The organism is Nostoc sp. UIC 10607 (assembly GCF_047228265.1).
GTDB lineage: Bacteria > Cyanobacteriota > Cyanobacteriia > Cyanobacteriales > Nostocaceae > Nostoc > Nostoc foliaceum_A.
On sequence record NZ_JBIQNW010000005.1, the window covers coordinates 212,445 to 227,065 of the forward strand.

Consider the following 14,621-nt stretch of genomic DNA (forward strand, 5'->3'; position numbering starts at 1 on the left):
AGAAATTTCTGGTTGAGAGTCGCCTTAAATTCATCCTAGACTCTCCAGTCGGCTGGAGAGTCTAGAGATTTTTAAAAGTTTTTAGCTCAACTTCAAATTTCTTTACATACGTATTACAAAAATTGCTAAAAATACAACATGCGACAAAAGACTTGTTTTCCGATGCAAGTGTGTGTTATCAAGGCTAGATAACCTGTTGTTTTCCCCACAATTCTGGGAAAATAACCCTCCGCACCACTTGAGACGCGGCTGCTGAACCCAAGTCTCCTACTCTCTTCACAACAAAGAGTCTTTTTTAAGGCTCTATTTGGAGTTTTCATGCAGCCAAAAAATTTAAAACGTCTCCTGCGTGCTTTAGAGCGGCAGGGTTTGGATGTAAGTTACAGCAATCGTACTTATTCAGTTCGTTTACTTAATTATCCTGATGCCCCTGTAGCAGAAGTGCTACTGCCAGAAGCCTTCCCGGTAGAAGCTAAGGCGTTGAAGCAGTTAGCGAATTTAGCAAGCGTCCGCCACCCATCTGGTGGATGCGTGTGTCGTGCCTGTGCTACCCCTGACTTTCACCCAGGTGATGCGGGTGTTGCCATTGGTTCAATTGTGGAAACTGTGGGTCAGGTTATCCCTGGCGCTGTCGGTTCTGACATCAATTGTGGAATGCGTCTGCACGTTGCTGATTTGACAATCGACGAATTCATGGCAAAGCGCGACCAATTCGTAGAAAAGATGAAGGGGGATTACTTCTTTGGTACGCGTGATGTGACAATGACTGCTGACGCAATGCGATCGCTATTTCAGTACGGAGTTCCCGGTTGGCTGGATGCCATGCTAGTTAAGCCTACGGGGAGTGTAGTTAAATCTGATTTACAACAACTTGCCCAAGAAAGCGAACGCATCTTCTTCGGTGGTTCAATGGATGGTGACTGGAAACTTGCACCTGAAGAATTGGTTCCCGATGCTGGACTGGTACGCGATGGCGGACTGGCAACCATTGGCGGCGGCAATCATTTTGTAGAAGTGCAGCGAGTTGATAAAGTCGAAAATCGCACCCTTGCCCACGCCTGGGGAGTGCGCGAGGGACAACTGGCTTTTATGATTCACTCTGGTTCCCGAAATGTGGGTAAGTATATTGGGGGAATGTGGCGAGATAAAGCTAAAGCGACTTGGCAAAAAGGTCTGAAGTACCCTGATTCTCAGATTTTTCCTCTCTCTACTTATTCTCACCCCGAACTTGTCGCCAGTTACCTACAAGCTGAAGCCACTGCTGCTAACTATGCCTTTGTCAATCGCCTGCTGTTAGCTGAACTGCTACGTCTGCGTTTACGAGAAGTATACAAAGATGTAGAAGCACCTCTAGTTTATGACTTGCCGCATAACATCACCTTGCCAGAAGGTCAGGGATGGGTAACACGCAAGGGCGCTTGTCCCGCTCATGTAGGGCAACCAGTGATTATTCCTGGTTCAATGGGTGCTGATTCTTATCTAATGGTGGGTAAAGGCAATCCAGCATTTTGTAATTCTGCCTCACATGGGGCGGGAAGAATTTATTCTCGTTTCGACCTCAACCGCAGGGGTGCATCTCAAAGTGAGGCGGAGCTGGGATTAACCGGGGTAGACTGCATTACCCTGCGTCAAGAACGCCGAATTGAAGAAGCACCCGCCGCCTACAAACCGATTCAGTCTGTGATTGATGTGCAGGTTGAGGCAGAAATGGTCAATATTGTAGCGCGGTTGAGTCCGGTGTTGACGTTTAAGGCGTAGCTGCTAGATAAAAAGCCCCTGGTATTAGCCAGGGGTATCCATCTTTATTCCCTGATATTAGAATCGCATCTGTGAAGCTATGGTAAATCCGTATTAATGCAATTACTGCATAATTTGGATGATAATTTTGCAATCAGCTAGTTAGATAGGAATTTACTTAGCATCATCAATGAGAGCGATGTCTACGACAGGCTATAACGCTCGCAGACTCGCTAACGCCCTTGGCGTCTCCCCTTCTCTACGAGACGCTGCACGAAGGGAGAAGACTCGTTATCGGTGTCGCTTCTTTCTCTTCACTTGCTGACAAAAAAGGTTTAGCACTCAGCTAAACCTCATATTTAGTGCTTGAGCAGACATCCCAAATTAATTTAGACTGACTTTTCTAGCAGTTCATCTTCCTATAGACTGTATCCAAATATCTTGAAAACTGATACACAATTACCTGATCAGTCATAATAAAAGGCTTGGTTAAACCAAGCCTCTATATATACCAAGCATTTACTACACCAAGATTAATTTAGACTGACTCATACTTTAGTTCATCTCTCTATAGACTGTATCCAAATATTTTGAAATCTGATATAACATTTCCTGGTTGTTTATTAAAAAAAGGTTTGGCTATGAACCAAACCTCAATAATTGCTGTGCTTAACAACGTACTAAATTAATTTAGTTCTACTCTATATTACAGATCATCATCCTAGAGGATGTGTATAAATATTTGGAAATCTGGTATTGCTTTACTTGGTAAAAACATTCACTTTTTGATTTAAAAATTGATTAAAAAATATACAAAACATCTACCTAAAGTATGAAAAAGACTTGGTTTCAAGCCAAGCCTCCATATATACCAAGTCTTTACCACATCTAGTTAATTTAGAATTAGGTTGACTTCAGTTTTCCTAGAAGATGTATACAAACATTCTAAAAGCTGAAGCTCTCCTTATCCCAAAGCTACGATGTACACACAAGTAGACCCAGAGCCACTTTCCAGGCTAAAAAGGTGGATTTCTCTCGTTCCCATGCTCTGCATGGGAATGGATTATTAGGGGCTGTCGCCTCCAGTCAGACATTAGAGTCAAAGACTCAATGAATGCATTCCCAGTCTCCGACTGGGAACGAGTCAAGCCTTATCAACCTGGGTTTTTAGGACTTGTGTGTACACCGTAGTTATCCCAAAGGGAGAGGCTAGCGCCTGCTGTAGGATGCCCGTTCCCCTAAAGGGAAGCAGCGTCTCTTTTAGGATAAGGGCTGTAGGGAAATGACTCGAAGAGGCTGGGCTATTTGCCCTTGGTCTCAGCCCTTCTCTATGAGGCGCTACTTTGCATTGAGTAATGGCTCTTTATCGCCAGATTTGAATCCCCAAGGTGGATTCTGACAATTGATACCTTTATTGTTTCTCATAAATCCAGTAGATAACAATCTCGACAAACAATTTACTTCTACTCGGATAAAAGTCTATTTTCCACTTATCTAAATTTTTAGAAAAAAACCCTGGGTATTATTCCAGGGCACATACACGTTTTTCAGGCATTAACAGGCTGAATAATAACTTTGTAAAATAGTTATTTCTACTATCCATAGAATGATACGGATATCGATCCATATATGGTAATGGTGTTTTTTTGTTGCTTGGTCTATTTATAGATGGTATTTTATAACACTAACCCAGTAGATTTTGATGATATTTACTATTCCTTTAGTACCAGGTCAAACATTCTGTAATCTGATATTAATCTCTTAGTGATATAAGGTTAGATTCAAAAATTGTAGAGTAAGTATTTTACTAACTATTTATACATTTTACTTCCTGAGTGCTACTCACGAAAAAGGCATGGCTAAAAGCCACGCCTTATATATACCAAGTGTTTACCATACCTTGCTAATTTAGAATTACTTTGATTTCAGTTCATCTGTCTATAGTGTGTTTACAAAAAATCTACAACCTGTTGGCAAGTTAATAATATATTTATTGCTATAAAAAAGATTTCTATAAACTTGGATATGAATCTGGCACCAGTGCTTTATATAATTTCTAATAAAATATACTTCATGACAACTTACTTAAATAAAAACATAGAGTGATAAGTATAATTTGTAAATTCGGTTAAGCTAGTTATATAAATAAAGGCTTGGTATTCAACGAAGCCTTAAAGGTTGCTTTAAAAGTGGTCAGATATGATTTTAGGTATCTTATTGATCCTCCCAAGCACCACTTAAAAATAGGGGGTTTTGGAGGATATAAAAACATTTAATACATCAATATAAACTTTAAAAGTATTCTCTTAGATAATGGTAAAAGTCTATCAGCAGAATTTAGATATTTTAGTTTATCAAGACATCTACCGTTAGGTACTATACAAATAGTATAGAAGCTGTTAATACACGATGATAGTAGCCATGAAAAAGGTTTAGCACTCAGCTAAACCTCCATAGAAAGCAGTTATTCGACACACCAAAATTAATTTAGAGCTACTCTAACTTCTGGTCATCTTCCTCTAGGGTGTGTACAAGAATTATAAAATCTGATATCTAGCAACATCAATAATATAGGAATTAATTTAACCCCCCTTGGATAGAGAAAAATTTAAATATATGGGATTCAAAATAAAATATATCACATATCAAATCAACATGCAGTAATGCTCTAATTTAATAAAAAATTAGTCAAATTTTTATGCAAAACTTTGATTGCATAAAACTTCAAATAATGCTGTAATTAATTCATGTTATTTCAGCTAATTAAAATCTCTTTTAAAGCATAAAAAAATAACTAAAATTAAATGTAATTTATGGAAGAATCTTCTAAAGATAATCTTGCGATCGCTAGCAAGTAGATAAACCTAAATAAACAATACTTGGTAGTAAGTAATAAAAATTTTTACCTTTGGTTCTCTAATATTCACTATGAACCAGAGTTCGTATTGATCTACTTACCAATTTTATGTAAGGTTGTGCTTTATTCAATGCCCGGCTATTGCCGTCACTCTTACCTGTAAGGTTAAGGTTTAATGATCCTGTTTGTTGATATTTTGTAGCATACAATACTAAATAAAATATCAATAATCTAGAAACAAATTTCTGCATCAGCGTAGCCTGTCGTAGACATCGCACTATGCTAAAGTAGGAAGCATCCTTTGATAAACAATCATTGTCAACAAGGAAACAATATATAATGAGCATCTGCTTCCTTTCTAGAAACTATCAAAATCAATCTCTTAGTTTGCTTACTAGTAAAAACTTATTCAATCGCCTCTGTACAAGCAATTGAGATGGTGTTGGAATTTTATTCAGTACGCCAAAACCAGTACTGAATTTAACAGTTAATAACTTTGATTACTTCCTTTATTCAGTATCTTTAAAACCTAAAACCGTACATAGGTCAAGTGATACTGTTATAAATAATCATATGATATTTCTATATAAAGTTATTATGAACATACTGAGAAATTATTCTGTAATTTTGCGTATAATCAAAAAGTATCTGCTAAACCCATCAGCTTGAGGTTTTCTTATCTCAGCTATTTTTGCATGGGTTAGAGTTATCAACTAGGCAAAAGTAAAACACAAACCAATCTTAACTAAGCACTATTTTATTGTTCGCAGGAAGCCTCGTCTGTATCTCCCAAGTAAAGACGATGACTCCTAATAAAATCTTCTGGAGAAGAGATGTATTTGGCACATTCATTCATGAGTGATGAAAAGAAGCAAAACTCTCACCAGCCTTTGATTTTGGCAGTTGAAGACCATGATGATAGTCTTTTGCTGATTAGTTATGCTCTTGAGTCAATGGGTTGTAGATTTATTTGTCAAACAGATTCTTCTGCAACGGTTCTGGTGGCTAAAGAATATCAACCAGACTTAATCTTGTTGGATATTTTGTTACCAGGTCTTAGCGGTATCGATGTTGTGCGTCATCTGAAGCAAGAACCCTTAACTTGTACAATTCCAGTAGTGGCAGTCACAGCTTTAGCTACCACGGACGATCGTGAGCGTATTTTCAAGGCTGGATTTAATGATTACATCAGCAAACCCTATATGCTTGAGGAATTAGAGGCTATAATTCGCCGTGAACTGGGAAGAAAATTCGCCCCTTACTCAGCTTTTGAGCTTTGTCAGGATTAGCAGTTAATCAGAACAATATGAAGGTGGAAGAAGTTAAATGTTTTTAGGTAGTTGGAGAGTGAACAGACTACCTTTACCTAGTTCAGAGGTAACCTGGATAGTTCCTGCGTGCGCTTCTACAATCCGGTGAGATAAATGTAGCCCTAAGCCACTACCTGAGCGTTTATTTTTGCCTTGGCGAAATCGCTCGAAAATTGTTGCCTGATCTTCAGGTGCAATCCCATATCCTGTATCTTCTATCTCAATTATTACTGAATCTTGATTTGCTTGATTAGGTGATCCTTCAAAAATACGAATTGTTATGCCTCCGGTATCTGTAAATTTGATGGCATTTGCAATCAAGTTGTTTAGCACCCGCCGTAATTCCAAGCGATCGCCCATAATAATACCAGCATTTTTACGCTGTGAATCTAAATCACTGGTATCTATTTTCAGAATCAATCCTTTTTCACTAGTTAGAGGACTGAGTTCGCTCACTACTTCTTGAGATATCTCACGTAAATCGCATACTTCCCAATTCAACGTTTTTTTACCTGCCTCGAAGCGATACACTTCTAGGAGGGTATTAACCATTTCCATCAAATTTTGGTTACTGCGAATCATAACTGCGATCGCCTGTTTCATTTCCGGCGAAATTTTGCAGAATGTTTCCATCTCAAACAAACTCAACATGCGATCGGCCGCGACTAAGGGAGTTCGCAAATCATGAGTCAGACGAGAAACAAAGTCTTCTCGTTGGCGGGCCATTTTTTGTTGTTCATCCAGACTGTGCTTGAGACGCAACAGCGATCGCACCCTTGCCAATAGTTCATCAGTATCAAATGGTTTGCGAATAAAATCGTCAGCACCAGCATCCAAACCTTCGACAACGCTGGATTCATGAAAGGCTGTAATCAACAGAATTGGAATATAACTAATTGTTGGGTTTTTCCGAATCCGACGCGTGACTTCATAACCATCTATCCCTGGCATCATCACATCTAACAAAATCAGATCGGGCGGAGATTGTTCGACTTGACGCAAAGCCTTTATGCCATCTGAAGCCAAATCAATTTCATACCCCTCACTTTCTAAAATTGTTTGAACCAAAATTAGGTTATCTCGAGTATCGTCAACTGCGAGAATCCGATAAATTCTATTATTTTCAACTACAGACATAATTTATAAATTTTTATCGTTTTTTTGGAAGTAATTTATAGTTTAAATTTAGGATATCCTATTGGTGCTTGTCTAGCTTGGGAAGATAAATGATGTGGATTTTTCGCAGAGCAAAAAATCCTGTCACCATCTAACTGCAAAGCTGGAGCATCATCTGTTATATTCGGTAATGTTATTTGACGGGGCAATTCAATTTTAAACATAGAACCGATGCCCAATTTGCTCTCAAGAAAAATTTTGCCGCCCATCATTCGCACTAGCGAATCTATAATTGCCAAACCCAAACCTGTACCTGGATATTTGCGAGTAATAGTTTGATCGACTTGTCGAAATGCTTCAAAAATACGTTTAAAATCTCTGGGTGCTATGCCAATACCTGTATCCCGAACAATAATTGCCACTCGATTTGCAGGTAGTTCCTTAACCTCAACCCAAATCTCGCCAAACTCTGTGAACTTAATGGCATTGGAGAGCAGGTTAATTAAAATTTGTTTGACACGAACAGGATCATTAAATACCAAACTATTTTGCAAATCGGTTTCCACTAACAATGAGAGATTTTTGGCATCAGCTAGGGAACGCATTTCACTTACAGCGAGATTGATTACCTTTGATACATCAAATATTTCCGCCTTTAAGTCTAATCGTCCCGCCTCCAGTTTGGAAAAGTCAAGCACTTCATTCAGCAGCATCAGCAAATGCTTTCCATTATTCAAGATGCGCTCAATCATATCTGCTTGCTGGTGAGTTAATTGACCGAACTTAGGACGCAGCAGTATCTGCGAAAAACCAATAATCGCGTTCATCGGCGTTCTGAGTTCGTGAGACATAGTTGCCAAAAAATGTGATTTTAGTAGTGATGCCTCCGATAGCTTGAAGTTTTGCATTTGAATCTGTTGCTGTTGTCTCTCCAATTCTTGGTTCTTACGAATGAGTTGTTCATGACTTTCTCGGAGCTGCTCTTTTACTAAAGCCGCCTGTGTTTCAGCCCGATAAATCCGAATTGCACTCCGCAATACCTGTGCCAACGTCTCTGGAGATATCCTAGACTTAGATAGATAGTCTGTAGCACCAGCTTTCAATAATTGCAAAGCAATTTGTTCATCTCCTTGACCAGTTAGGGCTACTAAAGGTACTTTAATTTCCGAAGAACGTAACTGTTGAATCAAGGTTAGCCCGTCTTGGTCTGGTAAGCGATAGTCGAGGAAAACACAATCATAGGCAGTAGTGGATAAGGCAGAAAACGCATCATGGCCATCGCCTACTTCAGACAGTTCCATCTGAACACCTGCTTTAGTCAGGGCAGCACGGACTGCCATCCGGTCTACTTCCTCATCGTCTACAACCAAAATTTTCAGCGTCTCTTCCATCGGTTTTTATTTTTGCCGCCAAACATAGGTTGATGTATATCATTTCTCTTTTGAGATTATCCAACTAAATAAAGAATATAAGATTTTCGGACATCTAAAATCTGTAACTTGATTGACTAAGACATTTCGCACAATATCCAATACTTGTTGAGCGTTGCCCTAATCTCTACAAACTTAGGAAAGGTTAAAGGCTTTAGAATATATTTAGCTAAATTTCAGTTTTCAGCTTTCACTCGCTGTTGATCTTGATTTGAGACCGTCATTACAACTCCAGAAGTTACTCTCTATTGCGGGTCAGAACGTAGTTCTTGCAGGAATATGATGCCACCCATCTTTGGCATAGTCAAATTTAGTAAAACCGGGTGTTGCTTAGTGGTAACTTCGGGATGCTGTCCGTGATTGCTGTGCAACGTTATTAGTGCCTCTAGCCCATTTCTTGCAAGGTGAACCAGATTCATAGTATTAACTTTATTGAATGCCTGCTTGACATTCATCACATCAACTTCGTTGTCCTCCATTACTAGTATGTTAATAACTCTTTTAGGCCTTTTATTGGATTAAATTCAGTCTGTTGTATCCTAAATCTGGTAAATTAACCAGAGTATTGCAATTTAACTTCTAGCAATTGACCAATGATTCTAAAACAATTAGCAATTAACAAACCGAAAACTATTGCTCTGAAGACAGCAAACATAGCTGATATAAAGTAAAATAAAATACTTTACTAAGCTTAAAACAATTGTAAATGAGTGAGCTAGCGACCGTCGTCAGCCATTGGTGAGAGTTGCATACCATTATCGTGTACCATAAGCTTGAGTGGTTTTACTCATCAGATTGCTTAGATCAGGTAAACAAGAAAGTACTACCTATACCGATTTGTGAATTTGAAGTAATCCTACCTCCTGAAATTTTGACAATTTTCGTAACGATCGCCAGACTTGTGTTAAGATTTTCCGGGCGATCGCAGTCTCGCACTGTTTGGAAAATTACCAAAACCTTCTCGTAAATTTTAGGAAGAATACCAATTTCTTCCAATCCTTTTGGTGTTAATAAGATTAGTTGTCCACTTTGATTGCTGAAGGGTTGAACTTGTAAGCCGTAAGTTGCCCACCATCTGGACATACGAGTGATTACACTTCTTAGTTGTGCTTGAATTCCTTTTGAAATTGTCCACCATCGAGCCTGACTTTTCACGTTATCTGGAAAAACCAACGCCAGACCTAAAACCCTTAACCCTACAAGGATTAAGGGAAAATTCCCAGCTTTTCTCCTTGAAGGGGAGAAATTTGCCAAATCCCGTGAAAAGTCAGACCAGCAAGCTTCCCACAAAGAACGACGAATTACCTCGTTACTGGCGATTCCACCAAATTTTAAGGCTATCCGATTTTCTTCCATGAGTATGTCTATTGGCTCCATCAATTCGATGAATCCAAAGGTTTGGTTAAAAATCGCTCGAAACCATCGTTTACTTTTTCGTAAGGCAACTTTGACTTTTTGTAATTTGTCCATTTTTGTAAGCTTTTTTGAAAGCTTTATACAAGAAAATAGTAATTAACTAATGGAACATGGCAACTGAAAGCTGAATTTTGAGCAAGGGAGGAGTAATTTGGCATTCGTCTCAATATTTCATACTTTTTATGCAAGTATCCATATATCTCCAGCTAGATATGTCCTCTATCTAAATATAAAAAAGTAGGATATTTATTATTTCTATCGGTGGATGCAGAGAGGTTGAAATATCATCTATCTTTGGTTTGGGAAAATATAGAGATAGTGCTTACAAAAGGTAATACTTTGAAAGATGCAAACAGCATAAGAGCGAGTGTAGCGATGAATGAAATTAGCATTATTTTAATTGAAGATCATGACTTAACGCGAATGGGGCTACGAGCGGCATTACAATCCCACAGCGCCTTGAAAGTAATTGGCGAAGCGGCAAATGCTACCCAAGGACTAAAACTATTGGAAACGGCAAAACCAGATGTAGCTGTTGTAGACATCGGTTTGCCTGATATGGATGGCATTGAACTCACCCGTAAATTCAAACGCCACCAAGCTGAAACTGGGCAGACCGGAACCAAGATTCTCATCTTGACAATGGATCACACAGAGGATGCTGTACTTGCAGCTTTCGCGGCGGGTGCTGATTCTTATTACATGAAAGAAACAAGTATCAGTAAATTAACTGAGGCAATTCAAGCAACTCACGGCGGTAATTCTTGGATTGATCCGGCAATTGCCAACGTGGTATTGCGGAAAATGCGGCAAGGTATACCTGGAGAAAGCCAAAGTTCTGACAAACCGAAGACTGTAAAAATCGAGGCACTAGCGTCAGAATACGAGCAAGTTTTGGAAACATACCCCCTAACTCAACGGGAATTGGAAATCTTAGAATTGATTGTAGCTGGGTGTAGCAATGGGCAAATTGCCGAGAAACTCTACATTACAGTTGGTACTGTAAAGACCCATGTTCGTAATATTCTAAATAAATTATGTGCCGATGACCGTACCCAAGCTGCTGTAAGAGCTTTACGTTCTGGGTTGGTGGCTTAAGGAACTGGGGATGAGGGAGCAAGGGGAGCAGGGGGAGAATAACTAATGCCCAATGCCCAATACCCCTTCAACCCAACCGTTCCTGCAAGCAATCAGCAATCCGTCGTGCTGCTCCCGATTTTCCCATGCGTCGCACACCATTTTCGGCGATAATTTGCAAAATATCAGGATCTTTGAATAGGGACTGTACAACCTTCGCAACTTCTGCTGGCTGCTCGACTAAAATCAAAGATGAGCCTAAAAGACGACTTTGAGCTTCTGCAAAGGCAGAATTATATTGGGGCCCATTACCGGAAATTGCGATCGCAGGTTTCCCCAAACCGATAAACTGTTCTGTGGCTGTACCTGCCATTGCGATCGCTATATCTCCCAAATGCAAGCAATCATTATAGGCTTTTTGTGTCAACAGTAAATAAGCATTCCTTTGTTTAAATGTCAAGATATTTGGGTCAGCAATTTGGATAGGACATGCTGATTCAGTGCGCCAGCCTTGGGATTGCACACTTTGGGATAAAATATTAGAGTCTAAACCCGGAGCGATCGCACCTAAAAACACCACTGTGCCAGAAGTGTAAAATACCGAATCTCGCTCTTGGAAACTTGCCATCAACGCAGATACGGCAATCATAATTGTTTCCCAGTTGCTGTATGCCTCCGGTGGACGGGAACCAGGAAGAAGAGTCACCATGAAAGGCCGAACTATCTCTTGCTGTTCACTATCCTGACTATAAAATTGTTGGCGTGAAAAGGTCGGTTCTAGACCATCCATCATGGGATTACCCAAATTAAAAGCTGGAATTGGCCATTGTTTTAATGTTTCCGTCGTCAGCGCATCTCTAGGAAACACCGCCTTACAACGGCGACGACTCATTAACCAACGTTCCCAAGGATGGTAAACTGAACCGGAAAAGTTTTCCCAACGCGCATTTTTAGATTTCCGTGGTAATAATCCAGCTTCATCCCGCACATAATATTCAGATTTCGCCGTACCAACAAAAGCATAATTAGCGCCACTGAAAGTTGCAAACAACAGCGGGACAATATCTCCCACAGCTAAAATCGCTCTTTTATTACCTAATTTTTTTTGAGAACTCACCCAACGGCGGACAGCTTTAATCTGGCTGAGGGTAAGTTGCAATAAACCACCGCGGACATCGCGCACTAATTGGCGGTTATCCATATAAATAAAGCCGCCAGAAGGCATAGTGCGGACTGAACCAATGAGGGGGATATCCAACTCTTGGTAAGCACGTCCTTCACCCACCAGAGGTAAAGCAAATATCTCTGGTGGGTTTGATTGTCGTTGGAGTTCTTGCAAAATCCGAACTGCAATCATATCTTCCCCATGACCATTACTTAATACAAGTAACCGCAAAGGAGAAGTTGCAGCTTGGGAGTTAGAACCTAGAGATGATCGAGATACATTACTCATAAGAAACAAAATATCAAAATTAACTGTCTGTTGGGGTAAGAGGTATAAATAGGGAAATCGGCGAAGAAGCTGGAAGTTAGTATTATCCCTATTCGCCAGCCTCACTACAACTAACTCCCAGTTAATTAGGTTAAATATTATGCGAGTTTCTGCTACTGCTATTTTTACTTTAGCTACTTTAGCTGCTGCCAATATTACTCAGCAAGCAACTGCTGCACCGACTAAAACCGTTACTCCAACTGCAAAAGCTGGTAACTTGGTAGTGCCGATTATTGAAGACACTCCCGCACGGGTAGAGACAATTGCTTCTCCAGAAACTATAGTTGCACAACAATTTTCCCAAAATCCCGTCGCCGTGCAAACAGGTGCAAACAAAAATTCCACAGTAGTCTTAAAGTCAGCAAAAGAGTTAATTTCCCAAGTCACCCCCCCGATTTCCCCTGCTCCCTCATCTCTCAAAACCCCTAATACTGAAAGCAATTTAGTAGTCACAGCTACAGATGTACAGGTAGTGGGAGCCAATCAAGAATTGCAGGATATCATTCGCAAAGTCATTAAAACTCAGGCGGGTGGAGAAACCAGTCAAAGCCAGCTACAAAAAGATGTAACTGCAATTTTGGATACAGGTTTATTTAGCAATGTCAGTGTAAATAGCTTTAGCACACAGGCTGGATTGAATGTAGTTTATCAAGTGCAACCGGTGATTGTGCGATCGCTGCAATTATCTGGCGCTAAAGTACTTACTTACCAAATAGCCCAACAACGTTTGCAATCTCAAATTGGAACCACCATCAGTCCTGCTGGACTTCAGCAAGCAGTAGCACAAATTAATAAGTGGTACGCCGATAATGGTTATAACTTAGCACGGGTGTTATCAATTAAACCCAATTCTCAAGGTATTCTCACTGTGAATGTCGCTGAAGGCTTGGTGAGTGATATCAAGTTTCGCTTTGTCAACGACGAGGGCAAAACTTTTGATAGCAAGGGTAATCCTGTGGGAGGACGCACCAAACCAGATTTCCTGCAACAGCAACTCAAGCTAAAACCTGGACAAATATTCCAAGAAAATGTAGTTAAACAAGACATACAACAGCTATATCGGACTGGTTTATTTGAGACTGTGAATGTTGCCTTAGAAGGAGATGCGACCAAACTAGATTTAGTTTACCAACTCAAAGAAACTGGGGCGCGTGGTGTTAACTTGGGTGGTAGTTACAATGCTGATCAGGGATTAACAGGCACAATTAGCTATCAAGATCAGAATGTCGGCGGTATTAATGATACTTTAGGTGTGAATCTTGCTGTAAGTAGCCGAGACTTGCAGTTTAATAGCAAATTTATCAGTCCCTATCGGACAACTAACCCCGATCGCTTGGGGTACACTGTGAATGGTTTTCGTAATCGGGAACTTTCGGAAACTTTTGATGACAAGATTACGCTAGCTAACGGCGACAAAGTGCGGGAAGGTCAAATTGGCGGAAGTTTCAGCTTACAGCGACCAATTGACGACTGGAACACCTCTTTAGGATTAAACTATACCCAAACTAGTATTCGCGATCGCCAAGGTAATATTACTCCAACCGATGCTCAAGGCAATCCCCTATCTGCGAGTGGAACTGGCGTTGATGACTTAACTACCGTATCCTTCACCGCCACCAAAGACCAACGAGATAACGCCACCAATCCAACTCAAGGTTCCGTTTTGAGTTTGAGTACAGAACAATCTGTGCCCATCGGTCAAGGTAATATTTCCCTAAATCGCCTCAAAGCCAATTACAGCCAATATTTGCCAGTGCAGTTATTTAACACCAAACAGCCACAAGTATTTGCGGTGAATCTGCAAGCTGGTACTGTTATTGGTAATTTACCACCCTACGAAAGCTTTAACTTGGGTGGTACCAACTCAGTACGCGGTTACGATTCTGGAGATGTAGGGAGTGGTCGCAGTTATGTGTTAGCTTCCGCAGAATATCGTTTTCCCGTCTTACCAATAGTAGGGGGTGTATTATTTGCCGACTTTGCCTCAGACTTAGGTTCTGGTGATACTGTATTGGGAGATCCAGCAGGTGTGCGAGACAAACCAGGTTATGGTTTTGGTTATGGGGCTGGAGTGCGATTAAATTCACCACTAGGCTTAATCCGGGCTGACTATGGCATTAATGACCAGGGAGAAAGCAAGGTGCATCTAGGCATCGGGCAGCGATTTTAAGAGAATTGTTTCTATG

Annotated in this window: 8 protein-coding genes and 1 pseudogene; 4 read left to right on the top strand and 5 right to left on the bottom strand. The window is 40.3% G+C overall.

The window, feature by feature from the left end; genetic code table 11:
• The first annotated feature begins 318 nt into the window (after positions 1-318).
• Together ACEYW6_RS07110 and ACEYW6_RS07115 are read left to right on the top strand one after the other, a co-directional pair.
• Positions 319-1,758 carry an RtcB family protein gene (locus ACEYW6_RS07110; RefSeq protein ID WP_412979161.1) on the top strand — a complete coding sequence of 480 codons (1,440 nt, stop codon included), beginning with the start codon at positions 319-321 and terminating at the stop codon, positions 1,756-1,758.
• 3,669 nt (positions 1,759-5,427) lie between these two features.
• Entirely contained in the window at positions 5,428-5,883 is a 456-nt protein-coding gene (locus tag ACEYW6_RS07115; RefSeq protein WP_412979162.1) for a response regulator, read from the top strand.
• 33 nt (positions 5,884-5,916) lie between these two features.
• Here ACEYW6_RS07115 and ACEYW6_RS07120 read toward each other — a convergent pair whose 3' ends face one another.
• The 4 genes and pseudogenes from ACEYW6_RS07120 to ACEYW6_RS07135 form a co-directional block, all read right to left on the bottom strand.
• Complete coding sequence (locus ACEYW6_RS07120) at positions 5,917-7,041, bottom strand: response regulator (RefSeq protein WP_412979163.1); 1,125 nt, start codon at positions 7,039-7,041, stop codon at positions 5,917-5,919.
• Between the two features lie 35 nt (positions 7,042-7,076).
• Entirely contained in the window at positions 7,077-8,411 is a 1,335-nt protein-coding gene (locus ACEYW6_RS07125; protein ID WP_412979164.1) for a hybrid sensor histidine kinase/response regulator, read from the bottom strand.
• 116 nt (positions 8,412-8,527) lie between these two features.
• Positions 8,528-8,929 (bottom strand): annotated as a pseudogene (locus tag ACEYW6_RS07130) (response regulator).
• Positions 8,930-9,254: 325 nt separating this feature from the next.
• On the bottom strand, positions 9,255-9,920 hold the full coding sequence (locus ACEYW6_RS07135) for a hypothetical protein (protein ID WP_412979165.1): 666 nt from the start codon (positions 9,918-9,920) through the stop codon (positions 9,255-9,257).
• A 321-nt stretch (positions 9,921-10,241) separates the two neighbouring features.
• Here ACEYW6_RS07135 and ACEYW6_RS07140 point away from each other — a divergent pair, with 321 nt between their 5' ends.
• Complete coding sequence (locus ACEYW6_RS07140) at positions 10,242-10,964, top strand: response regulator transcription factor (protein WP_196512209.1); 723 nt, start codon at positions 10,242-10,244, stop codon at positions 10,962-10,964.
• Positions 10,965-11,031: 67 nt separating this feature from the next.
• Here ACEYW6_RS07140 and ACEYW6_RS07145 read toward each other — a convergent pair whose 3' ends face one another.
• The gene (locus tag ACEYW6_RS07145; protein WP_412979166.1) at positions 11,032-12,396 is read right to left on the bottom strand and encodes a lipid-A-disaccharide synthase-related protein; all 1,365 of its coding nucleotides are present in this window, start codon (positions 12,394-12,396) and stop codon (positions 11,032-11,034) included.
• Positions 12,397-12,535: 139 nt separating this feature from the next.
• Here ACEYW6_RS07145 and ACEYW6_RS07150 point away from each other — a divergent pair, with 139 nt between their 5' ends.
• A complete protein-coding gene (locus ACEYW6_RS07150; RefSeq protein ID WP_412979167.1) occupies positions 12,536-14,605 on the top strand; it encodes a BamA/TamA family outer membrane protein in 2,070 nt (689 codons plus the stop codon).
• Positions 14,606-14,621: the final 16 nt, after the last annotated feature.